Consider the following 23,817-nt stretch of genomic DNA (forward strand, 5'->3'; position numbering starts at 1 on the left):
TGTTCCGTTCTTCCATAGTTCAAAAACAGAGGCTTTTTCCTCTGCTGTAAATGTTCGTCTCATTCAAAAAACCTCCGCAACCCCATGTTTTCACATAACTGTTGCGTTGACCAATTGAATCTACAGTTGCTTTTTTTAATATATCTCGCTCAAGGCGAGCTTCATTTAACGCCTTACGCAGTTGCAGAATTTCAGATTCCAGTTCAGCCACCGTGCGGGAACCAGGAGTACCGAGCCCTTTTCTGGCGGCGGTAACCCATTGTCCTAAAGTGCCTTCAGGAAGAGATAATCGGGAAGCGCCTTCACTGATCGAAAGTTGATTTTCAAGAACCGTTCTGACAGCTTCGGCTTTGAACTCTTTAGAGTAACGTTGGGTTTTTCTGCTCATTATTAGCTCCTTCTGATGCCATTCTATTTCAGGAAGGAGTGTCCGTTAAACTCAGGCTACCTCAGTTGCATTCCAGCCATGATCCAGAATATGTGCATTTTTTTGCCTGATAGTTTCTTTTTTTATTCGCTCATGTTTAAGGCATAACAGGCAGATAAATAATGTCAGAAAAAGAAAGCTAATAATGAGAGCAAGAGCGATATAGTCTGTCACAGGGTAATACATATTCTCTCCGGTAGAAGAAGGGCCGCAAACGCGGCCCGGGCTGTTATCAGAAAGAGTAACGGAAGTTGGCGTTGATCGCGTTATCCACGTTGTATTTACCAAATGCCGATTTCTCAAACTCAAGACCGAAGCGAAGATTATCGCGAATTTCAGCGTTGAGACCAACATTCATGAGCATACGACCGTCTTTTTCACCTTTGATACGTTTCTCACCGGACGCATCACGCAGTACGGTTTCACCGTTGGCAAACAGGTCAAACTGGTAGCCAAGGCCGGCGCGGGCTGTGACTTTCCAGTCCTTACCCGAGAAGGATTTACCCACATCAACACCGGTACGCCCAATCAGCGGATTAAAGTCCTTATCCTTCATGGTGAGGTTCATTCCCTGGTCCTTCCAGGAGAACTGTTTCCCGGATACAGCACCGTAAACAAGTTCCGCCTGCGGCTCAATCCATGCAGAGTCAGTTACATGGTAACGGTAACCGACTTCCGCACCGGCATACCAGGAGTGGGAGCTGTAGTCTCTGGTGCCAAGGCCGGCGAAAGTTGCGGTATACTCGTTGTCATGGTGAACGTACTTACCGATGAGGTCGATATATGCTCCGGACTCAAACATGGCAGAGGCATAGAGACCGGCACCCACAGACTTCGTTTCACCACTGAAGGCATCACTGCCTGCATGGCTGTCGGTATAGGTCATGGTCACCCCGGTGAAGAGGTCAAGGCCATCGAGTTCATGTTTGTTATCCGCACCGACCTGAACGTGGGTGTAGTTGTCACTGAATCCACCGCCGGCAGACCCGGTTCCGCTCATGATTCGGGCCCATGCACCGGACTCACCGTTAATGTCACGCAGATCACCCATACGTTTGTTAAGGTTGTTGACCTCAGCAAGGAAGGCTTTATAGCCGCCTGACATCAGTAATGTTGCCTTTTTAGCCGCATCGGCGTTGGCCACAGATTTATAGCCGATCAGAGTCCATGTTGCTTTGTCTGTATCGTTCTTTTGCTCGATAACCGGTGTTACATCACTGAAGCCAATACTCCGAGTCGTAGCTTTAAAGACATCTACTGCAGTTCCTTTTGGTGCGCTGACCAGATCGATATTCAGTCCGTTGCTGTTTCCATTTTTCTCAATGAAGTCGACTAACAGAAGGTTGTTTTTACCAGACAACGATTTATTGACAACAAGCTGATCTGCTTGGGCCAGATTTGCACGCAGCACAAATGCACTGTCATCTATAGTAAGGTTGTCCACTGTAAGGGTTGTAAACTTCCCATTATCACCAGTAAAACGCACCATACTGTCTTTTGTTTCTAGACGATTAATTGATGACTGGCTATTTAGATGCCAGATCGCATTATTCATGCTAACTGTAGCTTTGGGGGCTGTTATTGCGCCTCGATAGGCGGTATCAAAGCCATACAAAAGAGTCTCTGCCCATGCCTGATAAGCAGACGATATAGTCGGTGTTTCAGTTTCAGGCTGTCCCAGAGTAATGGTTGCTGCATCATCAGCATAAATATTTCCGGTGACAGATGCCATATTTCTGGCAATGAAATTTGCATTTCCACCACTCAGCCTGAATCCATCAGCAGCGTAGTGGAGACCCGGCGTTACAGTTTTACTATTCTGTTCAGGGATTCCCATCATAGTCAGCTCACCGGAGATATCAATACCTTTTGTTGTGAACATGGAATTTTGTGCTATAACTTTTGCTCCTTTATCTATACTTATAGGAGTATTATTCAGAAAGGTTGCACCATTAAGTGTAACTACAGCTTGATCACCTATGGCTATTTGGCTGTTATGTGCAGTGATGCCACCTGTAAATTTAGTTTCTCCTATGGATAGATTAGTACTGATAGTTTGTTTGAAGTCAAAACCATTATTAGTAATATTTTTCCCTGCAAGATTATCAATGTAAGCATTTTTATCGCCGATTGTGATAGCTGATTTATTTGCTGATATATTTCCTTCAACATTGGCATTGCGTGATATTGAAAAGTCAGCATTGTTCAGGTGTAATGTATCAAATTTAAACACCCCGGTTTTCCAGTCTGGCTGATCAAATGAGGTCTGCTGATTATTACTTTTGTGATCAGAATTGAACTTTTTATTATATGAACTCTCTGTTTCTTTCAAAACGGTGATCCAGTCCGTTCCACAAAGAAATACCAGGGAGCAATGATTCGCTGTGCTTCTGAATATTGCATGCTCTGTTGCATGGCCTTGCATGGTAAGACTGGCATTACTGACTTCAACATCATTTTTTGTGTTGACACTACCATCCAGAATTAATTTTGCATTAGTTTTCTTATCCTGAGAATTAATATTGTGCGTTAGTTTTATATTGCCATTTATGTTCCCATGATATATGTAGGAGTCTTCGTTATTGATTGCCAGAACGGCTTCTTTCGTTGTATCTGAGTTAGTTATTGTTGTTCCATCGTCAGTGGCGGCAATTCTAGTAAAAGTCTGATTGTGTCCATTTAAATCTAGCGTGCCACCACGTTTAGTAAAAAATATCCCCGCATATTGATCATTGCCAAGGGAATTATCTTTATTTAGTATTACCTTACCATTTCCGCTTGCAAGGTATATATTGTTAAATGTTCCTTCTTCATTAAGAATAACATTTCCTTCACCTATCTTTATATTTGCCCCCTGTTTTTTTTGAACATTCAGAGTACCGGGGCCTATTTTGTGTAAAACATCATCACTGGAATACAATGCATTCCAGTTTACAATGCTTTCTTTTCCGATATCAATTCCTGCTCCTTTAAATGTAAATCCCTGACCGTTTATGTTATATTCATGGCCTTCGTCAAAGATAATACCACCGCTACCAAAATCCAAATTATCCTTAAACAGGACATTTCCCCCATTTGTGAACACAATATCTTTGTCTTTAGTTATTTTTTTCTTGAGTACCAGTGGTATCTGCATTGTTTTGGTGTAATGTTATATCTGTGTTTTTTATGGTTACATTATTGCCATTCAGATTTATTTTATGACTATAGGTATCTTTTAACTCACTAACCAGTTTATCATTGTATTTTGTTATCCATGTCAGTTGGTCACCATTAACGCTGGCAATACCATGGGTTGTTCCGACTAATACCCATTTTTCTAGTTTGTTATCATATAAGTATGCTCCAGAGCCGCTGTCTCCGAATATTTCAAGATTACGAAATGTTTTATCATTTTTATAAATCATCATGCCGTATGAGTCCCATTGGGTGACCTCAAATAGACTAGCACTTAACAGATCATGGCTATATGCTGAATTTGTTGAGATTTTTGATTCACCATTAATAAATGATGTTCCTCCAGAGCCAGCACGAAAACCTATGATTTTTTTTGAACCGTCAGAAGTGACTATACCGTAGCGTTCTAATGCATCAGAATATGTTGTAGGGTTGGTCTCTGCCGGGGTGGCACCTACTGTTTCCACAACAAATTTATTTAACCTCTGAATCTCAAAATCATTGGAATTTCTTCTGTCAACAACCTTGTAAGAAGACTGAGCGTAAACCTGAGTTTCTGCGGCCTGAGGGTTCTTTTTGTTATGTGCAACAGTAACACTATAAGAACCTCCTATTGCGGTAGCTGCGCCACTCGCTGCTGCACCAGAAAAATCCGGAATTGAGAGATTATGGAAAGAGAATTTATCTCCGTTTTTTAAAGTGATTGTTACGTCTGTTGCTCCGGGCTGGAAAATACCTTTATTTTGTGCAAGATCAAGATAGTCTCTCGCCCATACATTTGATATATCAATATTTGCTGCATTTACTGTACCGGCAACAGCCAGAGACAACATTGTTGCTACAAGTTTTCGGTTTGTTTTACCAGAAACTCTTTTCGCTAATTCAGAAACAGCAATGAGTCCGCCAGTGGCAGCACTATATTTAAGGGAGTATATTTTATTCATATATTCTCTCAACTCATTTATTGAATGAACAAAGTATTAAGAATTAAAATTATTAGTAACGGTTGGTTACTAACAGCTTGCTAAAAGTAACAGTTCTATATTGTAAATATGTGACAATGTTCTCATTAATGATGAGAGATTATGTGAATCAATACTAATTGATCGTTAATTGATCGTTTTTTGTTTTTTTTTTTTGCCCAATGTGGGGAGGGGTAATGTTTAATATTTCGATATGATCGAATATCTGTTCGCATGGAACATCGTTCAGTGATTCACGACGAATTAGCGATCGACCACGATGCGATTTTGCAGTGTGCCGAAGAAGTTCTCCATCGCTGCGTTATTCAGACCGTTTCCTTTGTGCGGCATATTTTGTGCTACTCCATGGGGCTTTAACTTTGCCTATAGCCTGCCATTCGATATTGCCAACCCTGATCCGTATGTAGCTACGGGGCATCCTCCGGGCCGGGCACTGACAATGCATCGTGCACCATCGTATTAACAATCTCCATTACCGGACTTTATGACAGGCGCAGGAGAAAATCTCCCGGTTAAACTGAACGGAGAACCAGCGACAGGTACCTCTTTTTACCCTGTAGCAAGTACTCTATAACATACTCCCCCATTTTTCGTTGGCCTTCATTGCAGCAAAGTTCCGGCTCAGGATATTGGGCGCAGATCATCCTCTCAGGAATTTCAGGATCTGCCAGACGGTGCTGAGACGACGCTTACTTGTAAGGTTAGTTTTCAGACGGACAATGAAATGAGGATATGCGATAAATTTCAGTCAAAGATCCATAAAACAGACATAATGTTATTCAGTGGTGAACAGTCCATTCCGGAGACGGAATATCTTGTTAAGGCTGTATATTATACTGGCTGTAAACAACATGGCCACCAAGGACCATGTTGTTTACAGCATACCCTTGTTGCAAAAGCATCCCCGTCAGAACAGCACAGAGTAGTTCAGACCAAAGGTTCGGCCCCTGCCTTTGTAGTCGTACAGTGACGCTGGGCCGTAACCCGGGCTGTAGTACAGTGGTGCACGCTGCCCCCAGACAGTGGTGTAGTCACGGTCGAAGAGGTTTTCAATGCTGAAGCTGAGTGTACCCACCGGAAGCTGATAACTGCCGAGCAGATCCACGGTGGTATAGCCATCGACCTTGTAGCCCTGCGCGTCGCTCACGTCAAAGGAGGTGGTGCTCTGCACGCGCAGACTCCACGGGTCCGGTGCCCAGCCAATGTAGGCTGTCGCTTTTGATGGGCTTGCTGTCTTCACATCGTATTTCTGCCAGGTACCGTTCACTTTCGACTCAGTTTTCAGCACGTTGAAGTTCACTCCGGTACTCCAGTCAGTATCAGGAATCAGGTAGTCCACCGCACCTTCCACGCCGTAAATACGGCGTTTGTCGTCCACCACGCTGATGGTCAGATCTTTATTCGCCACCACGCTCTTATCAGAAATCGAATAGTAGGCCGCGATTTGGGTGCGCAGATTATTGCCAGTAAAGCGCCAGCCCAGCTCATAAGAATCGACTTTCACGCCTTCCAGCTTGCTGTCGCTGACGTTCACACTCTTTGTTAGAGGAAGATGGCCGTTCACTGCAGCACCATAGATGCCGCGACCATAGTATTTACCCGGGTCCGGCAGCTCCACGCCCTGGGAGAAGTTGAGCCATGCCTGCTGGCGTTCGGTGATGTGCATCAGCAGACCGGCGTTGAACAGGAAGTTGTCGTAATCGACTGAGCCGCCAGGAATGGCGTCGGCGGATGTAGCCTTCCCGGCGGCAATCTGCCGTTGCTGCGCGTAGCCGATGAAATCATCAATCTTGTTTTCAGTGTACTGATAGCGTACGCCACCGTTGAGGGTAAAGAGATTATTGATGTCATAGCCTGATTGCAGGAAGGCCGCCAGGTTGGTGATGTCATACGACGGATAGCGCCCGGTGGTGTAAATCTTCTTGTTGTTCAGCCCCCCGGAAGCGCTTGCCTGAGCCAGGTCGAAGAACATCTGGTTGGAGGTAAAGCGCTCATGATCAGCATCCAGCCCCCAGGTGATTTGCCAGCCGTCCATCGGTTTGCTGTTCAGAGTCAGTTTCATGCCGTACTGGTCGGTGTCCTGCTGTGACGAAGAGAAAGCCGTCACCTGTTTGTTCGCATTTACCGTCGGGAACGGGTAGAATCGCAACGACTCATCGCGGTAGTAAACCTGACCGACCAGCTCCTGTCCCAGAAAAGCGCTGTCAGAGTACTGCAGGCTGATCAAATGCCGCTCAGTGCCGGGAATACGGTCGGAATTCAGCCCGTTACTGACGAATGGCGTGCTGGTCCCTCTGATGGCAGAGAAGCCTTTCCCGAGATTAAGCCCGTAATCGTCGTCGCCCTGGCTTTTATAGTACTGTGTGATCAACTGAAGCTGCCGGGATTCATCGATGTTCAGCGTACCAGTTCCCATGATGTCCAGCCGATCGGAGTACTGCAGGCCGGTCTGGGTGTTATCAAGCAAGGTGGCATCGCCGTTACCGTCAAACCAGCCGCCAAATTTCTGATATGCCACGGAAAGACGTCCGGAGATATGCTCATTTCCGCCGGAGACAGCTCCGGCAATGCGTTCATCGTGATCTTTACTGCTGCTAAAGCCACTTTTGGTGCCAGCCTCAAACTCCATCATGGTTTCCGGCTGGCCTTTTTTGGTCACGATGTTGATCAGGCCACCGGTACTGCCGCCGCCGTACAGGGACGTCGCACCGGAGATCACTTCAATATGGTCGATATTAAAAGGATCTATAGAGTCCAGTTGTCGGCTGTCGGTACGTGAAGAGTTGAGACGCACGCCGTCAACCAGCACGACCAGCGGGCGGCCACGCACATTCATACCGTAGTTGGTGCGGCTCCGGCTGCTGACGTCAAGGCCAGGGATCAGCTGAGCCAGTGCGTCTTTAAGCTCTTTGCCGCCCTGAATCTGCTGTTCCAGTTCGGCGTTTTCGATAACCCAGGTGGTTTGCGCCATCTCCGCTACGGTGCGATTGCTGCGGTTGGCAGACACCACGAACGTTTCATCATCGGTTTGTTGAGCGACTGCTGGCGCCATCATGGTAAGAAGCAGTGGGTTGAGAGCCCAAAGCGTATACTTTTTGCTTATCATCATTATTCCTCCATACGGGCGGAAAAAATCAGCCCAAAGATGCTGTGTAGCGAGTTAAAGAAGCAGCCTCCGGCTGCGTTTTCCCTAGGTGCCGCTGCGCCACTGAATCAGGGCGGGCGGCATACTGAGATCGAATAAATCACGTCCCATTACGCGATTAAGAATACGTGCAGATCTCCATGCCATCAGGCTGAGCTGGGGTTCGGCGATGCCATGGGTTTGCATACTGGCGTTGACCACGAAGATGTTGTTCTCTTTCGGGCCACTCCATTCCAGAGTGAAGTCATCACGCACTTTAAAGGTGTTCTTATCGTGCATGGTGATCAGGGGCATCAGTGAGGGAAGTATTTGTGGCAACGCAGAACGGTAACCTGTGGCGAAAATCACCACATCACTTTCCAGGCTCTCCCTGCCCTGATCCAGATGATGCTCCATCAGCAACTTCCAGCCAGGACCACTACTTTCCAGAGTTGTTACCGAGCGGCTGGGTAGCAGACGGATATTTCTTGGTTTTCTCAGAACTTCAAAACGGTGGTACAACTCACGATAAATGGTCAGTAAAGAATCGGCAGTGATGCCATCCGATGTCATTTTCTGCTCATCCAGTAACTGATGGCGAATATCTTCCTCCAGTCCGGAGAAGCCTGAAATATATTCAGGTGTAAAATACTCATCAGCAAAAGCAGCCTCATCCAGTGCGTTAAAATTATTACGCCGGGAGACCCAGTTTATTTCCGCCGCTTCTCCCCATTCCCCGCGTAATGCATTAAGGAACAGGTCTGCACCACTCTGTCCTCCACCAACCACGGTTATCCGTTTTCCACTAAGGTCCGGCCGACGAAGATTCATTTCACTGGCATGGAAACAGGATTGTGTCATATGCTTCACACAGGGTGGTAAATAAGGTTGTTTTCCTGTACCAAGGCAGATATTGCGGGCAAAATATTCTCCCTGGCTGGTTTGCACCAGAAACAATCGACGTTTTTTATCGAAATCAATGTTTTCAACGGTATGACTGAAATACAGGTTATTCATATCTTCAGCAGCCCAGCGGAGGTAGTCAGAAAACTCTTCACGGGATACTGTACGTAGTCTGCTTGTAAGGAAGCGATAGAACTTTTTGTGCTTCACCAGATAGTTAACAAAACTGTAGGGATTTGTAGGTGCAACAGCACTGACCAGATCTTTCAGAAAGACGGTCTGCATATGACAATCCGGTACCAGCATACCCGGATGCCAGGAAAAATGAGGATGTTCATCAAAGAAGAGACAGTCCAGTTCTTCGATCTGATGTGACAACGCAGCAATGCTGAGATTAAATGGCCCTGTCCCTACACCAATAAAATCGACACTTTTTTTCATGATTCATATTCCTGAGTTACCAGCCACAGCGGATTTTGCAGATCCTCAAGGTAATTCGGCAGCATGCGGCTGCCGCCATCCAGATCAGGCCAGGTCAGTTTTACCGGGTTCAGCACCACGCGAATGATTTGTGGCCTGAAAAGTGAGAAAAGCGCAAAACGCTCTGACATTTGTGGATGTTTTTTCATGTAATCACTCAACACTGCTGCCAGCAGTTGATAAAATCGCCTTTCAGGTACGCCAAGACGAACCATCAGTGGCGAAATAAAACGCAGTACTGTCACGAAGTGACCCGTCTGCAAATCATGGATTAAGTAGTCCGCACTCAGGCGGGATGTAACATCACGAACCTCCTGAGGCAAAGAGTCCATTTCGGGGAACTCTTCTTTCACCAGTCGCATATCGCCCTGGAAGTCTTTCAGCAGAACACGCTGTGGAACCCCCTCTTTCATGGCGAGAGTTATATTTTGTCCATGTGCAATAAGCGCGACACCGTAGCGGCAAAGCAGGTGATACAGAGGAACCACGACCACCCGGAACAGTTGCGTAAGCCAGGTTTCAGCGTCCAGCCCGGAGCGGTCTATATATGCGCCTGCCAGCGGCTGATTGTTTTCGTCGCACTCCATCAGTGTTGCCATCAGAACCGGACTTTCATCCGGTTTCAGCCAGCGGCACGGATTCTCCCGCCAGATAACACCAAGCATTTCCTGGTAGCGATAGGGAGCCCGGGCAAGCGCGGCATAGCCTTCATGGGAGACATAGCCTGCAGCCGGTTCACCAAGTATCACTGCGCCGCTTTGCACTAGGGTGGCGTCGGTCGCAAAAACCTGTTGTAGCCAGCGTGAAGCCAGTGGTCCGGCAGCGATGTATCTGCCAGGGATCCCCCGGTAGCATGAGGTGTTGTAGATGGTCAGCGGCAGCTTGATATCCAGCCCGCCCCGGCGACTGGCGTTGGTCAGGGTACGCAGCGACTGCTGGGCGAGCCACTGGTCGCCAAACTCGCCGAGAGACACCATCCTGCCTTCGGCAAAATCAGCGATGAAGTCGGTAGCGATTTTTTGCTGCCACTGCCACGGATGTACCGGCAGCGGCAGCCAGTTGTGATCCAGCCCGTTTTCCTGCCAGACCTGACTGAAGCGTGTAAACTCCTGCGGATCCATTGCGGCAGTCAACAACTGCTGAATATCCAGATCGTTATCGCAGCGCCAGATCATATGTTCACGTTTTACCGCCAGCCAGTGCAGTCTGAAGGTGTTGGTATACTCTGGCGCATATCGTTCCAGCGCCTCTTTGCCCCAGCCACGGCGACCTTTATTAAAAACGAATTTAGGATGACCGCTCAGCAGGCATTGCAGACGATCGGCATCAAGATTAATCAGGTCACTGGCACTCAGTCCGCGACGGGCCTTCAGCAGTTGCAGGTCGCCCAGTAGCGTGGCATACAAATCCTGCATATGCTCTGCAACAGTGGCATCACTCATTGACAGCACCGGCTTTAGCTGCATCAGCAGCGTCTGCGCCAGTACTGGTTCGTCCGTGCAGCGCAACGTTTGGGCATCAATCCACAGCCAGCCCCAGATACCACGTTCAGCGATGAAGCGCCATTGTGCTCCCGGCAGGTTAATGCAGTAGTGGTCATCGCCCTGAGATTCCGCGTGGAAAACCTGCTCATACTCCATCTCAGACAACATTTTTGCCACCAGCCGACGGTTAACAAAATCCCAGTCCTTGTGATTCATTACAGACCGACCTCCGTGAAGAAGTGATGACGATCCGCCATCACCATGCGCGAGCGCTTATGTGGGAAGTCGAACTCTTTAATTGTCCGGTATCCCGCAGGCTCAAGATGGCGGAACAGGCGCAGGTTATCGGTGCGTGGCTCCAGTACTGTGCGCTGCGTACGGGGCTCATCCAGCAGCAGGTAATGTGTCAGCCCGCGCAGCCAGCTTTGCACATAGTGGGCCCCGCGCCATTGCTGTTCACCAACCAGCAGATGCAGGCCACGGTCAAAGGGCTGCCACGAATAGTGACGACCAATGCGGTCTTCCGCCGCCCAGTAGATTTCGAAATAGCTGAATGGCCGATCGTCGAAGCACCCAATCAGCGGGAATGCATGTTTACCGGTGAGCTGGCGCTCCAGATAGGCGGTCTGTACCTCCAGTGAGCCACTTTGCTCCCAGAAATACTCAACGCGCGGATCATTCATCCAGCGGGTGAAACGTTCTGCATCAGAAACGGGATCGGCAATGCGGAAACTCAGCATCCTGCGAATACGTGGATCGTAACGGCGGTAAACCTCACCCTGTGGACGGGGTGGGCGCTGCGGGAAATAAATCTCACGCTCTGCATCAAAAACCATTTCACCGGAGGCCCGGTTTGCCGGTGAACTCAACCATAACGGTAACTGCCAGAAGGCAGTACGATGGATAATGTCGCTTTTTACCTGCCCAAAAAGCGTCAGCGCCTGTGGCTCCTCACGCCATTCGGCCCAGGGGAGAGCCACTGCTGACAGTTGTGGAGCGGCGATAAATATCTGATCCAGCGCATCGCACAGCCACCCTGTCGGCAGCTCCCCGGGACAGTGCAACACCGCGCTATTGTCCAGTCCCCAGCCAAGATTCAGGGGCTTGTCGAGTTTTTCACAGCGCAGTCCATATCTGCTGTGAATAATGTTTGCCTCAGACATTCAGACCTCCTGAGCCTGCAGCGGGTTAGCGAAATCGAAATAGATCACCGAAGGGTCAACAATGGTGTTCTCGTTATGATCGTTCAGATAACAGAAAAAGTTACCTTTTACGTTCCAGTACGGACTTTCCAGCACGTAGTTGAGACAGGTTTTATGAGTCACCTGATCACGCACTTCAGCCAGCGATGCTCGTACACGAGCCATCAGATTCGATTCGCTGTCCAGCCCGGCAGCCCCCAGCGCAGCGGTCACAGCAAAAGTGGAGTTAACCAGCAGGTAATAAGGGAAATAGCGCAGCAACTGCTCATGGGTGAAAATATTTTCCGCCTGCGCCTCGCCAATAGAATCGAGCCAGTCTGTCGCGTGAGGCATAAAAGCGCTGCCCTGACAGTCACGGTAAATAAATCCGACCGGCAGATCCCCAAGCATCTGGACAAGAATATTTTGCTGATGCGCCAGCAGCACCAGGCCGTAATCCGCTTCAGCCGTAAACAGCGGCTTTAGCACTTGCTGACAGTATGCATCGACCCATGCATGGGCGGCCTGTTGCACAGTGATACCGAGGCGATCGCTCAGGCGTTTTACCGCCGAAACCAGCAGCGAATCACCGCCATCAGGTGCGGCCTGAGTCAGGGAGACCAGTACGTTAGTCTGGCTTTTCGGCTGATCCACCAGCAGATTTTCACGCAGGGCAAACAGACTTTCCTGCATGATGTTGCCGTTAAGATCGCGCAGCCCGGCCCAGCCATCCTCCTGCATTACCCGGAAAGTCGGGAAGCGGACCTGTAGCATCTGCCAGCCGTCGGTTTGAGCCAGGCGTGCCAGGCGCATCCCACGCTTCACTTCTTTCACGGACAGAGTACGGATGGAGTTGGTCAGCCGTACGCTCAGGGAGAACTTGATCATATCGCGGCTGGTGGCACAGTAGAGGGAACGGGAAGAGGTGGTCGGCAGCCACGACGTGCCGGCCTCACCTAAGTCTTTAATCAGCCCTTTAGCAACAAGTGCCTGGCACCACCCCTGCTGCAAAAGATATTCCCCCTGCCACGGGTGCAACGGGAACAGCCATTGGTTGTCACTTAATTCGTTGAGTAACTGAGGCGCATTCTCTGCGGCAAATCGCGTCAGCCGCTGTTGAAGGTTGAGATGCAAACTTTCACCGGCGATTTGCGTTTTATCCACCGAAAACCACCGCAGTGGGAAGTGGGGTGCCATATCAGGCAGGTAGCGTTCAGCCTCCCGCCGGTTAAACGGTTCATGAGACTTAGGCGCAGGGTGGAAAGCGTGTCCTGTCAGCAGCGCCTGCTCAGCCTCGCCAAAATTCAACGCTTTTTCACGCAGAGCGGCCCAGTCATGACGGGCATCAATTGCCTGTTGCGTATGGACATGGCTTTCCAGCACGCGCTGGTGGAAAGTTTCGCAGAGGGGAACGGGCAGAAACAGTTGATGGCGTAGCTTATCAATAATAAGCCGGGAGAGAGTGGTAAAGTCGACAGGATAACTGCCTGATGCCGTGACCAGACGTGCAGGAAATGCAAAGCGGTGATGCTGGGTTGGGGAGAAATAAGCCACTCTGAAATGGAGCGATTTCTGCTCATCCAGCGGGATGAGCAATTCGTCTGGCGGGTATTCTGTCAGTTTCCAGTCTGTGGTTTCACGAATCAGTGCATTCAGGAAGCACTGCGCAGCCACATCTGTGGCTGGTTTTTCAGAGGGCAGGGTCATAGTCAAACAGCTCCCACACAGCAAAATAATAACAATTATGTCAATAATGATTCTCATTATCAACAATAAATGTTATTGTCAGATAAATTAATTTTACAAATAAACACAATTAATACATGGAGTTGAAACATTATAATGTCACCAGGGATCGAAGATACGCCCCAAAAACCACTGTCCTGCTGGCCACTTGCGTTCAGTGCCGGGCTTCTCGGTATCGGACAGAACGGTCTGCTGGTTGTGCTCCCTGTTCTGGTCATACAGACAAATCTGAGTCTGTCTGTATGGGCTGCCCTGCTGATGCTTGGCTCAATGCTGTTTCTGCCATCGTCCCCGTGGTGGGGAAAGCAAATTTCCCGTACTGGCAGTAAACCTGTGGTGTTGTGGGCTCTGGGAGGATATGGCATAAGCTTTACCCTGCTAGGGCTGGGAAGCGTGCTGATGGCTACCAGCGCCATAACAACAGCGGTGGGACTGGGAATATTAATCATCGCCCGGATCGCCTACGGGCTGACCGTGTCGGCAATGGTGCCAGCCTGTCAGGTCTGGGCATTGCAGAGAGCTGGAGAAGGGAATCGCATGGCCGCTCTGGCAACCATCAGCTCCGGCCTGAGTTGCGGCAGGCTATTCGGGCCGCTGTGCGCGGCAGCAATGCTGGCCATTCATCCTCTGGCGCCACTGGGGCTGCTGATGGCAGCCCCAGTGCTGGCGCTGCTGATGCTGCTGCGGTTGCCCGGCACACCACCACAGCCCACACCGGAGTGCAAGAGCGTCAGTCTGAAGCGGGATTGTCTGCCTTATCTGCTTTGCGCAATATTACTGGCTGCGGCGGTGAGCATGATGCAGCTTGGACTTTCGCCTGCCCTTACTCGCCAGTTCGCCACGGATACCACCGCCATTAGCCAACAGGTGGCCTGGCTGTTGGGTCTGTCCGCAGTAGCTGCGCTTATCGCGCAGTTCGGGGTACTCCGTCCGCAGCGCCTGACTCCGGTGGCCCTGCTCCTGAGTGCCGGAGTGTTGATGAGTGGTGGTCTGGCTATCATGCTCTCCGAACAGCTATGGTTGTTTTACCCGGGCTGTGCAGTGCTGTCATTTGGAGCAGCTCTGGCAACACCCGCTTATCAACTTCTACTGAATGATAAGCTGGCTGATGGCGCAGGCGCGGGCTGGCTCGCTACCAGTCACACACTTGGCTATGGACTGTGCGCTTTGCTGGTGCCGCTGGTATCGAAAACAGGTGTCGCAATCGCGCTGATTATGGCAGCATTATTTGCAACTATATTATTTACCATTGTGTCTGTATTTATCTGGCATTACCGTACTATCAAATAAAGATATGATCATCACCTTACTGGAGTAAATCAGAGGATATGAGAGAGGACCTGCGTCTGATGAAAGCATGTCAGGCAGTGTTCTGGCTTGCTGCCCCCGCCTGGATTTGCCCCTATATTTCCAGACATCTGTTATCACTTAACCCATTACAGGCCCGCTGCCGCAGATATTCCCGTGGCGAGCGATAACCCAACGCACTATGCGGATGCCATTCGTTATAATGCTCGAACGCCTCTGCAAGGTTCTTTGCTGCCGTTAACCCGTCTGGTTTGGGTATGATACTTATGTAGTCACGCTTTATCGTTTTCACGAAGCTCTCTGCTATGCCGTTACTCTCCGGACTCCGCACCGCCGTGTTTTTCGGTTCAAGCCCCAACATCCGGGCAAACTGCCGTGTTTCATTAGCCCGGTAGCATGAACCATTATCCGTCAGCCACTCTACTGGAGACGCCGGAAGCTCGTTGCCGAAGCGGCGTTCCACCGCTCCCAGCATGACGTCCTGTACTGTTTCACTGTTGAAGCCGCCCGTAGTGACCGCCCAGTGCAGTGCCTCACGGTCACAGCAGTCCAGCGCGAACGTGACCCGCAGTTTTTCTCCGTTATCACAGCGGAACTCGAACCCGTCAGAGCACCATCGCTGATTACTTTCTTTCACAGCCACTCTGCCGGTATGTGCCCGTTTCGATGGCGGTACAGCGGTTTTTCGCTCAAGCAACAGCGCATTCTGGCGCATGATCCGGTAAATACGTTTGGCATTGATCGCAGGCATACCATCAAGTTCTGTTTGTCTGCGAAGCAGCGCCCATACCCGACGATAACCATATGTGGGTAGCTCTCCGATAACATGGTGTATACGGCGAAGCACATCCGTATCATCCGTGTGACGGCTGCGGCGGCCGTCCTTCCAGTCATCGGCTCGTCTGAGAATGACGTGCAACTGCGCACGCGACACCCGGAGACAACGGCTGACGAAGCTTACTCCCCATCCCCGGGCAATAAGGGCGCGTGCGCTATCCACTTTTTTGCTCGCCCATATTCAACGGCTTCTTTAAGGAGTTCATTTTCCATCGTTTTTTTGCCGAGCAGACGCTGGAGTTCTTTAATCTGCTTCATGGCGGCAGCAAGTTCAGAGGCAGGAACGACCTGTTCTCCGGCAGCCACAGCAGTAAGACTTCCCTCCTGGTATTGCTTACGCCAGAGAAATAACTGGCTGGCTGCCACACCATGTTGCCGGGCAACAAGGGAGACCGTCATTCCCGGTTCAAAGCTCTGCTGAACGATAGCGATCTTTTCCTGTGTAGTACGCCGTCTGCGTTTCTCCGGCCCTAAGACATCAATCATCTGTTCTCCAATGACTAGTCTAAAAACTAGTATTAAGACTATCACTTATTTAAGTGATATTGGTTGTCTGGAGATTCAGGGGGCCAGTCTAACGGTTTACGTTACGCCCTTAGCTACCTGGCTAAACAGGATCAGAAAGAACACGGTATTATTCTGATGCGTAGCAGACTTCCCGAAAAAAGTAACCGCGGCCGACCACGACACAACTGAATTACAGCTGTATTAGAATTAAGTTTCCGTAAGTTGTTGGGAGGTGCTTGAGTTAATAGGCAGCAGAGGGGGCGCTGTAATCAGTGTAGGGGACCCGAATTTCTGCTGTGGTGCTTCAGTGGTTCGGATACAGGTAACGAATATGGTTCATAAATCTGACAGTGATGAATTAGCAGCACTGAGGGAAGACATCACTTGAAGCTTATGGGATTGAATGGCGACGTAAACCGCAGAGTCCTGTGCAGTGCGTTTCCGTATTATCCACGGATGAGAAAGTTGCGTTATTTCGTCGGTTGTTTCGTGGGCGTAGTGATGTATGGGGCCTTCGATGGGAAAGTAAAACTAGCGGAAAATAAAAGTACTCGCCTGCCTACGGACCTTTTTACTCAGGGTATTTTTGTTTTCCATAACGTTGCGTATTAACATGAAGGAGAACGAGGGGGATTAGGTAATCTCTTTCCATGAAAATACGCAAACGTTCATCACCGAAGTGAAAAATCAGTTTTTGATATTTAAATAATTTTTCAAATCATATTTCAGCAGGACACTACCAGCACCTAACAGCAGCACATCTTTGATGACAAAACTGTCAACTTTTCCCAGTTGTGGTAACAGACTTAGTGTGACTAAACCTGTAACAATAACGATAATATCTCCCAGTATGCCAGCAGCAGGCCTGAAGAAGCCGATACTCAGTGCTAGAAAAGTGATAGTTTCTACTATGCCGAGGAAATAGCTCCCCCCATGAACACCAAACATAATGTACAGGATATTCAGCCACGTGGGAGAAATCAGGGGCTTGAGGGCCATCACTTCAAAATCAAACCATTTATAGGTCCCGAAGAGCATAAATATTATAATAACAGACAGGCGAAGAATAACTATGTCATAATCTGATTTAATGTAAACATTAATAAATTTTTTCATTTCATTCTCCGGGTGGAAAATTATATGCACTAAAAAGGATTAAGTACGGGTATCAAGCATTTTAATTAAAGCGTTAACGGTTCCTGAATAGATATCATGTGGTGGAAGTCGATTTAACATCAGTGCCCCCTTTAGTGTAGAACAGACTATAACGGCGAGCTCATCCGGAAGAAGAACTGTTTTGAACTCTCCACTATTCTGCCCGGAGGTGATAATATCTTTAATCATCTGTATCTCCTGATGTGCCAGTTGACTTACAGCCTCCTGTAATTCAGGAGAAAACTGATGGCTGTCGGATAGCATGGCATAAATACCGCACATTTCCCCTCTTTCAGCACAACCAGCAAATGCATCAAGATATGTCCTGAGACGTTGTACACCTGAAGAAACATTATGGAGAGTTATATTAAGTCTATCAAATACTTCTGTTTTGTATTGGCAGTAGGCTATACCAAGATCAGTTTTCCTCGGGAAATGGTGATGAATACTGGCTTTTCTGATACCAATTTCTTTTTCCAGATCTGCGTAACTGAACCCCAAAAATCCGCGTTGCTGGATCAGAGTATCCGTTATGCGAAGTATATTCTCATAAGTAGACACGGCTTTACCTGTTATGTATTAAAGGGACTATTATACATATTTTAGCGATAGATAATGGCAGTTCCATCAAGTTTATTTTTTCCTCCCAATGAAGTGATTCGGAAATGAGAACCTCCTGCCTGCTCCGCTTTGTCTTTAAGCGCAGTTGCCACCTCTTCTGGTGTATATAGATTACCAACAGAAATATAGTCTGACGGCATCAAACCAACAACGTCCTGACGATTAATTTCATCTGCAGCAGTTGCGTAGCCTGTCAGAATGAGACCAAGGGCGACAATGGTAGTGCAGATAACATAATTCATGAGCAATTTCTCTTTATGTTTGCGATACTACACATGCTACCTTCTGATTGGTAGGCTTGCAAGATGGATTTATTTAAAATAAGAGGGATGATTTGTATCAAATTGTTTTGTATTTTTGTGTTTTGTATCACTGAGGTGAAGTTGTAAGATCTGGCCCTCTGCGAGGTTGGCTCTGTCGAAAGGAACAGGTGACGAGAGTTAACATCGTTGCCTTGGCTGCATGGGGGATATGTAGCTACCCCCTGATATTTCCGCCACGGAAGCCAATATGAACAACAATAACAATACGCCTCGTTTCCAGTATGCTTCATGTCGGATATTTTGTAAGCGCTATGTACTTCCCGGGACGCTTATCTTTTAGCCGTAGCTGGTAGTGCAATAAAAGCCTGGCAGCAATCCAGGCCTCTACGTTCTAAGAATCAACTGTCAGTGCAGAGGAATGCGCACGACGCTCTCGTTGTTATTGGCTTTTGCCGTCGCACCGTCGTTTTTCACGGTGACAAACAGCGCGTGCGCTTTGCTATCCGTCTTATATCACTGGTGCTGACAATGTGGATGAGGTCGCCTTTAAAAAAGGACATCGTTATATAACGGTGATCTCCGATCGCGATGGTCGTGCGCTGGCCTTAACGGACGATCGTGGCACAGAGAGCCTCGCCGGCTATCTTCGCACGCTTACTGACGGGCAGTTGCTGGCTATCAAAACGCTCTCAATGGACATGAATGCAGGCTATATAAGAGCAGCGCGTATCCACTTACCCTGTGCGGTTGAGAAAATCGCCTTCGACCGCTTCCATGTAGCAAAGCAACTTGGCGAAGTGGTTGATAAAACCCGTCAGAATGAACATCCGCACCTCCCTGTTGAAAGTTGGCGTCAGGCAAAGGGGACCCGCTTCCTGTGGCAGTACAGCGATAAATGGATGACCAAATCCAGGCAGGAAAAGCTGATATGGCTGCGTGCACAGATGAAGCTGACAAGCCAGTGCTGGGCGCTGAAAGAGCTGGCAAAGGATATCTGGAACAGGCCATGGAGTGAGGAAAGACGTAATGACTGGGAGAGATGGCTGGCTCTGGCGGCCAACAGTGACGTTCCTATGATGAAAAACGCCGCGAAAACGATAGGAAAAAGGCTTTACGGGATCCTGAATGCCATGCGACACCGTGTCTCAAACGGAAACGCGGAGGCGCTTAACAGTAAGATCAGGCTACTGAGGATAAAAGCCAGGGGATACCGAAATCGGGAGCGCTTTAAGCTGGGCGTGATGTTCCACTACGGGAAACTGAATATGGCGTTCTGAGCCTTCCCACCATGATCAGGGAAAACCCATGTATCATCAGGTTATTATGTGAGCTGGTAAATCAGATTTTGCATGGACTGAAATCATGCTGTTATTTAGGGATAAAGAACCGGCTTTTTGTCCCGCCCCCTCGCCATTAATGAAAAAAAGAATGGAATGCTCCCTCTGAGGAGAAGGGCAGTAGAAAAAAGAACCCGCCAGCAAAAATATTGGGGATGAACAGCTTTCGCTACTCAGATTGCTGGCGGGTATAGTTCCTCATGAAATAAAAATACTACATAATCCTTTTAATGCAAATGATAATCATTGTCAATTGTTTGTGCGTGTTTTCTTCATACATGATTGGTAGTAAAGGTGATTCAGGCTATCAGTTTTTGCTGATGATCTTTTTATCTATAGAAAACATCAGCCAAGCTGGTTGGTTCAGTAACGCTTTCATCTTTGAGCATTTTATAAAAAATTCTTGAATTGTTAAAATAGATTAAAGTCTGGTAACAGCAAAAGTTAAACGAGAAATCAAAAGGAGGTCCCAAATCTGAAAATGAAGCATCTGCGTGATGATGTTGCAGCGGGACGTCGTCGGCTGTATATCAGAGCAATCTGTCCATCCCTGCGTGAAGCCCCGTTACTTTATTCGTACCCCTTATAATGGGGTGTTAGCCAGCCAGACCCGGCATGATTACTGTGAACCGCCCCGGGAATCCTGGAGACTAAATTCCCTGAGAAAGAGGTAAACAGGATGACTAAAAATACACGTTTTTCCCCCGAAGTCCGTCAACGGGCAGTTCGTATGGTTCTGGAAAGTCAGGACGAATATGACTCACAATGGGCGGCAATTTGTTCCATAGCTCCAAAGATTGGCTGTACGCCAGAGACTCTGCGTGTCTGGGTTCGCCAGCATGAGCGGGATACCGGGGGCGGTGATGGTGGGCTCACCACCGCTGAACGTCAGCGTCTGAAAGAGCTGGAACGTGAAAATCGTGAACTGCGCCGCAGTAACGATATCCTTCGCCAGGCTTCCGCTTATTTTGCGAAGGCGGAGTTCGACCGCCTCTGGAAAAAATAATGCCACTGCTGGATAAGCTGCGTGAGCAGTACGGGGTCGGACCGGTATGCAGTGAACAGCATATTGCCCCGTCAACGTATTACCATTGTCAGCAGCAGCGGCATCATCCTGATAAACGCAGTGCCCGTTGTCAGCGCGATGACTGGCTGAAGAGAGAGATACAGCGCGTATACGATGAAAATCATCAGGTGTACGGTGTGCGTAAAGTCTGGCGTCAGTTGTTACGGGAAGGAATCAGGGTGGCCAGATGTACAGTGGCGCGCCTCATGGCGGTTATGGGACTTGCCGGTGTTCTCCGGGGTAAAAAGGTCCGCACTACCGTCAGCCGGAAAACCGTTGCTGCAGGTGACCGCGTAAACCGTCAGTTCGTGGCAGAACGTCCTGACCAGCTGTGGGTGGCTGATTTTACTTACGTCAGCACATGGCAGGGCTTCGTCTATGTGGCGTTCATCATTGATGTGTTTGCCGGATACATCGTGGGGTGGTGGGTCTCATCGTCTATGGAAACGACATTCGTGCTGGATGCGCTGGAGCAGGCGTTGTGGGCCCGCCGTCCGTCCGGCACCATCCATCACAGCGATAAAGGCTCTCAGTATGTGTCACTGGCCTATATGGAGCGATTAAAAGAAGCAAAACTGCTGGCATCAACAGGGAGTACAGGCGACTCGTATGACAACGCGATGGCGGAGAGCATCAATGGTCTTTACAAAGCGGAGGTAATACACCGTAAGAGCTGGAAAAACCGTGCAGAAGTGGAACTGGCCACACTCACGTGGGTGGACTGGTATAACAATCGATGATTGCTGGGAAGGCTGGGCCATACTCCTCCGGCAGAAGCAGAAAAAGCTTATTATGCTTCCATCGGAAACAATGATCTGGCAGCCTGAGTTCACAGATAAAACACTCTCCAGGAAACCCGGGGCGGTTCAGTAATATCTGATCGTAACGGACGGACGCTGGAATTAACCGATGACCGCAGCACAGAGAGTAGGGGATGCGGACGGTCAAAGATCGTGGAGTTGGATTTTATAAATCTGTCTCCAGTAGTAGATGAACTGAATACAAAGTTGCCAGAGAGTGGTCTGTCAGGCAGGGAATCAGAAACCGGATATTATTGACTGGTACATTGTGTCGGGCTGTGTACGTTCTCCCCGGACAGACAGTCTCAGTTCGTAGAATCTATAAATTACTGCTACTGATGCTGCCGGGGAAAGGTGTAACGAAAAAGCAGCCTCCGTTACCGGACAGCAAGAAGGCTGAATGAAGTTTATGGCGTTTGTATTTTGTAATGTCTGGCCATGCAGTAAATCCAGACAGGTTTTTATTATCATGTGAAGTATTCTGACATAAAATACTAAATTTCTATTTTGTGATGAATGCTGCAAAATTGAATCTGCACTCTGATGTAACTTTTATCTGTTTCAGTGAAGCATGCCCACAGATTGAGTTATTAAGTTGTGGAAGAACAGTTCTGCCCCGCCTGCTTCTCTCCTTTCAGAAGCCAGTATGTTGCCATGCCTCGCCTTAATGGAGAGCGCTGAACCACACCTTCTTTTTCCAGTAATAACAGGTAATAGCGTGCCTGATAATCCGTTACCGCCAGCGCCTCCGCAATTTCTGCGGTTTTCCCTCCATTATGCCTGTTCAGAAATTCCAGTATTTCATTCTTCATATATTCACTCATCTCACTGTAACAAAGTTTCTTCGAATAATAAAAATCATGCTCTCTGTTATCAACGGAAAGGTATTTTTATTCTCTGTGTTTGCTTTATTTGTGCAATTTAGTGAATTTGCTTTTTGTTGGCTTTATTTGATGTGTATCACATTTTGTGTGTTATTTTTCTGTGAAAAGAAAGTCCGTAAAAATGCATTTAGACGATCTTTTATGCTGTAAATTCAATTCACCATGATGTTTTTATCTGAGTGTATTCTTGTTGTTAGAATTTTATTCTGGTTTAATTTTGTTTTGTGGGTTAAAAGATCGTTTAAATCAATATTTACAACATAAAAAACTAAATTTAACTTATTGCGTGAAGAGTATTTCCGGGCCGGAAGCATATATCCAGGGGCCCGACAGAAGGGGGAAACATGGCGCATCATGAAGTCATCAGTCGGTCAGGAAATGCGTTTTTGCTGAATATACGCGAGAGCGTGCTGTTGCTCGGCTCTATGTCTGAAATGCATTTTTTTTACTGATAGGTATTTCTTCTATTCACAGTGACAGGGTCATTCTGGCTATGAAGGACTATCTGGTAGGTGGGCACTCCCGTAAGGAGGTCTGCGAGAAATACCAGATGAATAATGGGTATTTCAGTACAACACTGGGGAGACTTATACGGCTGAATGCTCTTGCAGCAAGGCTTGCACCTTATTATACAGATGAGTCATCGGCATTTGACTAAATTATGGCATTCCGGAGTTTCTGGAAGATAAAAAAAGAAGCCCTTGTCAGAAAGCAGACAGGTTATATCAGTATTCTGTCGATAAATAACCTGCCCTGAAAATACGAGAATATTATTTGTATTGATCTGGTTATTAAAGGTAATCGGGTCATTTTAAATTGCCAGATATCTCTGGTGTGTTCAGTAATGAAAAAGAGGTTGTTATTTATGATTAAGTCGGTTATTGCCGGTGCGGTAGCTATGGCAGTGGTGTCTTTTGGTGTAAATGCTGCTCTAACTACTCCACAGGGGCAGGGTAGAGTAACCTTTAACGGAACTGTTGTTGATGCTCCATGCAGCATTTCTCAGAAATCAGCTGATCAGTCTATTGATTTTGGACAGCTTTCAAAAAGCTTCCTTCAAGCAGGAGGCGTATCCAAACCAATGAATTTAGATATTGAATTGGTTAATTGTGATATCACTTCATTTAAGGGGGGGGAGGAGTCTCGGCAGCAAAAAAAGGGACTGTGAAGCTGGCTTTTAGTGGTCCAAGGGTTTCTGGTCATAATGAGGAGTTAGATACCAGCGGGGGGACAGGTACTGCGATTGTAGTTCAGGCTGCAGGTAAAAACGTTTCTTTCGATGGCACAGAAGGTGATGCTAATACCCTGAAAGATGGTGATAATGTGCTGCATTATACTGCGATTGTTAAGAAGTCGTCAGCCAATAATGCCCAAGTCACTGAGGGTGCTTTTTCTGCAGTCGCAACCGGTGATGCTGCCAACTTACTGATTTAGTGTATGATGGTGTTTTTGAGGTGCTCCAGTGGCTTCTGTTTCTATCAGCTGTCCCTCCTGTTCAGCTACTGACGGGGTGGTGCGTAACGGCAAAAGCACC

Annotated in this window: 14 protein-coding genes, 9 pseudogenes and 1 other annotated feature; of the genes and pseudogenes, 10 read left to right on the plus strand and 13 right to left on the minus strand. The window is 48.0% G+C overall.

Annotation, left to right across the window (positions count from 1 at the left end):
- The 3 genes and pseudogenes from C4F37_RS28030 to sat form a co-directional block, all read right to left on the minus strand.
- Window positions 1-63: hypothetical protein (locus C4F37_RS28030; RefSeq protein WP_223277051.1), on the minus strand; the 63-nt coding region annotated here is incomplete at its 3' end.
- A 19-nt stretch (window positions 64-82) separates the two neighbouring features.
- Window positions 83-388: pseudogene (locus C4F37_RS25215) on the minus strand (transposase); the annotation flags it as partial.
- Between the two features lie 271 nt (window positions 389-659).
- Window positions 660-4,548: pseudogene (sat, locus tag C4F37_RS25220) on the minus strand (serine protease autotransporter toxin Sat).
- A 252-nt stretch (window positions 4,549-4,800) separates the two neighbouring features.
- On the opposite strand from sat, the gene C4F37_RS27590 reads away from it, so the two are divergent.
- On the plus strand, window positions 4,801-4,944 hold the full coding sequence (locus tag C4F37_RS27590; protein ID WP_011076574.1) for a hypothetical protein: 144 nt from the start codon (window positions 4,801-4,803) through the stop codon (window positions 4,942-4,944).
- A gap of 550 nt (window positions 4,945-5,494) precedes the next feature.
- Here the strand turns inward: C4F37_RS27590 and iutA are convergent.
- From iutA to iucA, 5 genes and pseudogenes are all read right to left on the minus strand, one after another.
- The gene (gene iutA, locus C4F37_RS25230) at window positions 5,495-7,696 is read right to left on the minus strand and encodes a ferric aerobactin receptor IutA (RefSeq protein WP_000973519.1); all 2,202 of its coding nucleotides are present in this window, start codon (window positions 7,694-7,696) and stop codon (window positions 5,495-5,497) included.
- Window positions 7,697-7,721: 25 nt separating this feature from the next.
- Window positions 7,722-9,055, minus strand: a pseudogene (gene iucD, locus C4F37_RS25235) (NADPH-dependent L-lysine N(6)-monooxygenase IucD).
- On the minus strand, window positions 9,052-10,794 hold the full coding sequence (iucC, locus tag C4F37_RS25240; RefSeq protein ID WP_001015715.1) for an NIS family aerobactin synthetase IucC: 1,743 nt from the start codon (window positions 10,792-10,794) through the stop codon (window positions 9,052-9,054). Before iucC ends, iucD begins: the two are co-directional and overlap by 4 nt.
- The gene (gene iucB, locus C4F37_RS25245) at window positions 10,794-11,741 is read right to left on the minus strand and encodes a N(6)-hydroxylysine O-acetyltransferase IucB (protein ID WP_001287500.1); all 948 of its coding nucleotides are present in this window, start codon (window positions 11,739-11,741) and stop codon (window positions 10,794-10,796) included. Before iucB ends, iucC begins: the two co-directional genes overlap by 1 nt.
- Window positions 11,742-13,466: an aerobactin synthase IucA gene (gene iucA, locus C4F37_RS25250; protein WP_001296374.1), complete on the minus strand. Its 1,725-nt coding sequence runs from the start codon at window positions 13,464-13,466 to the stop codon at window positions 11,742-11,744. It lies immediately after the preceding gene.
- A 135-nt stretch (window positions 13,467-13,601) separates the two neighbouring features.
- Here iucA and C4F37_RS25255 point away from each other — a divergent pair, with 135 nt between their 5' ends.
- Window positions 13,602-14,795, plus strand: coding sequence for an MFS transporter (locus tag C4F37_RS25255; RefSeq protein WP_000074477.1), 1,194 nt, complete (start codon window positions 13,602-13,604; stop codon window positions 14,793-14,795).
- Between the two features lie 112 nt (window positions 14,796-14,907).
- On the opposite strand, the gene C4F37_RS25265 is transcribed toward C4F37_RS25255, so the two are convergent.
- Window positions 14,908-16,136 (minus strand): IS3 family transposase gene (locus C4F37_RS25265; protein ID WP_103103190.1). Its coding sequence is split into 2 segments (ribosomal slippage): window positions 14,908-15,821 and window positions 15,821-16,136, totalling 1,230 coding nucleotides; the frame shifts between segments, so codons are not numbered across the junction.
- Window positions 16,137-16,232: 96 nt separating this feature from the next.
- Here C4F37_RS25265 and C4F37_RS28040 point away from each other — a divergent pair.
- A pseudogene (locus tag C4F37_RS28040) lies at window positions 16,233-16,346 on the plus strand (hypothetical protein); the annotation flags it as partial.
- 142 nt (window positions 16,347-16,488) lie between these two features.
- Window positions 16,489-16,699: pseudogene (locus C4F37_RS25270) on the plus strand (TOTE conflict system archaeo-eukaryotic primase domain-containing protein); the annotation flags it as partial.
- A gap of 145 nt (window positions 16,700-16,844) precedes the next feature.
- On the opposite strand, the gene C4F37_RS25275 reads toward C4F37_RS25270, so the two are convergent.
- From C4F37_RS25275 to C4F37_RS25285, 3 genes are read right to left on the minus strand one after another with little or no spacing between them, the layout of a single operon-like run.
- Complete coding sequence (locus C4F37_RS25275) at window positions 16,845-17,273, minus strand: DUF417 family protein (RefSeq protein ID WP_001296373.1); 429 nt, start codon at window positions 17,271-17,273, stop codon at window positions 16,845-16,847.
- Between the two features lie 39 nt (window positions 17,274-17,312).
- Window positions 17,313-17,873 carry a TetR/AcrR family transcriptional regulator gene (locus C4F37_RS25280; protein WP_000109147.1) on the minus strand — a complete coding sequence of 187 codons (561 nt, stop codon included), beginning with the start codon at window positions 17,871-17,873 and terminating at the stop codon, window positions 17,313-17,315.
- A gap of 41 nt (window positions 17,874-17,914) precedes the next feature.
- Window positions 17,915-18,175 (minus strand): DUF1471 domain-containing protein, encoded by a 261-nt coding sequence (locus C4F37_RS25285; RefSeq protein WP_001110186.1) that lies wholly within the window; start codon window positions 18,173-18,175, stop codon window positions 17,915-17,917.
- Window positions 18,176-18,723: 548 nt separating this feature from the next.
- On the opposite strand from C4F37_RS25285, the pseudogene C4F37_RS25295 reads away from it, so the two are divergent.
- From C4F37_RS25295 to C4F37_RS25305, 3 pseudogenes are all read left to right on the plus strand, one after another.
- Window positions 18,724-19,473: pseudogene (locus C4F37_RS25295) on the plus strand (ISL3 family transposase); the annotation flags it as partial.
- A 526-nt stretch (window positions 19,474-19,999) separates the two neighbouring features.
- Window positions 20,000-20,122: pseudogene (locus tag C4F37_RS27445) on the plus strand (hypothetical protein); the annotation flags it as partial.
- Between the two features lie 90 nt (window positions 20,123-20,212).
- Window positions 20,213-21,426: pseudogene (locus tag C4F37_RS25305) on the plus strand (IS3 family transposase).
- Window positions 20,494-20,610 (plus strand) — a sequence feature (AL1L pseudoknot). It overlaps the preceding pseudogene by 117 nt.
- 563 nt (window positions 21,427-21,989) lie before the next feature.
- On the opposite strand, the gene papI reads toward C4F37_RS25305, so the two are convergent.
- Window positions 21,990-22,223 (minus strand): major pilus subunit operon transcriptional regulator PapI, encoded by a 234-nt coding sequence (gene papI, locus C4F37_RS25320; protein ID WP_000006213.1) that lies wholly within the window; start codon window positions 22,221-22,223, stop codon window positions 21,990-21,992.
- Between the two features lie 553 nt (window positions 22,224-22,776).
- Here papI and C4F37_RS28490 point away from each other — a divergent pair.
- The 3 genes and pseudogenes from C4F37_RS28490 to C4F37_RS25335 all read left to right on the plus strand — a co-directional run.
- Window positions 22,777-22,941, plus strand: a complete 165-nt coding sequence (locus C4F37_RS28490) for a PapB/FocB family fimbrial expression transcriptional regulator (protein ID WP_001305388.1) — start codon at window positions 22,777-22,779, stop codon at window positions 22,939-22,941.
- 207 nt (window positions 22,942-23,148) lie between these two features.
- Window positions 23,149-23,717, plus strand: a pseudogene (papA, locus tag C4F37_RS25330) (P fimbria major subunit PapA).
- 28 nt (window positions 23,718-23,745) lie between these two features.
- A partial coding sequence (locus C4F37_RS25335; protein ID WP_001568368.1) for an IS1 family transposase occupies window positions 23,746-23,817 on the plus strand: 72 nt, incomplete at its 3' end.

The sequence above is a fragment of the Escherichia sp. R1 genome (assembly GCF_003000935.1).
Taxonomy (GTDB): Bacteria; Pseudomonadota; Gammaproteobacteria; order Enterobacterales; family Enterobacteriaceae; genus Escherichia; species Escherichia coli.

Coding starts and splice junctions, on each gene's coding strand:
- iutA (WP_000973519.1), bottom strand. CDS start 7,696: ATGATGATAAGCAAAAAGTATACGCTTTGGGCTCTCAACCCACTGCTT.
- iucA (WP_001296374.1), bottom strand. CDS start 13,466: ATGACCCTGCCCTCTGAAAAACCAGCCACAGATGTGGCTGCGCAGTGC.
- C4F37_RS25275 (WP_001296373.1), bottom strand. CDS start 17,273: ATGAAAAAATTTATTAATGTTTACATTAAATCAGATTATGACATAGTT.
- C4F37_RS28490 (WP_001305388.1), top strand. CDS start 22,777: ATGAAGGACTATCTGGTAGGTGGGCACTCCCGTAAGGAGGTCTGCGAG.
- C4F37_RS25255 (WP_000074477.1), top strand. CDS start 13,602: ATGTCACCAGGGATCGAAGATACGCCCCAAAAACCACTGTCCTGCTGG.
- papI (WP_000006213.1), bottom strand. CDS start 22,223: ATGAGTGAATATATGAAGAATGAAATACTGGAATTTCTGAACAGGCAT.
- C4F37_RS25285 (WP_001110186.1), bottom strand. CDS start 18,175: ATGAATTATGTTATCTGCACTACCATTGTCGCCCTTGGTCTCATTCTG.
- iucC (WP_001015715.1), bottom strand. CDS start 10,794: ATGAATCACAAGGACTGGGATTTTGTTAACCGTCGGCTGGTGGCAAAA.
- iucB (WP_001287500.1), bottom strand. CDS start 11,741: ATGTCTGAGGCAAACATTATTCACAGCAGATATGGACTGCGCTGTGAA.
- C4F37_RS27590 (WP_011076574.1), top strand. CDS start 4,801: ATGGAACATCGTTCAGTGATTCACGACGAATTAGCGATCGACCACGAT.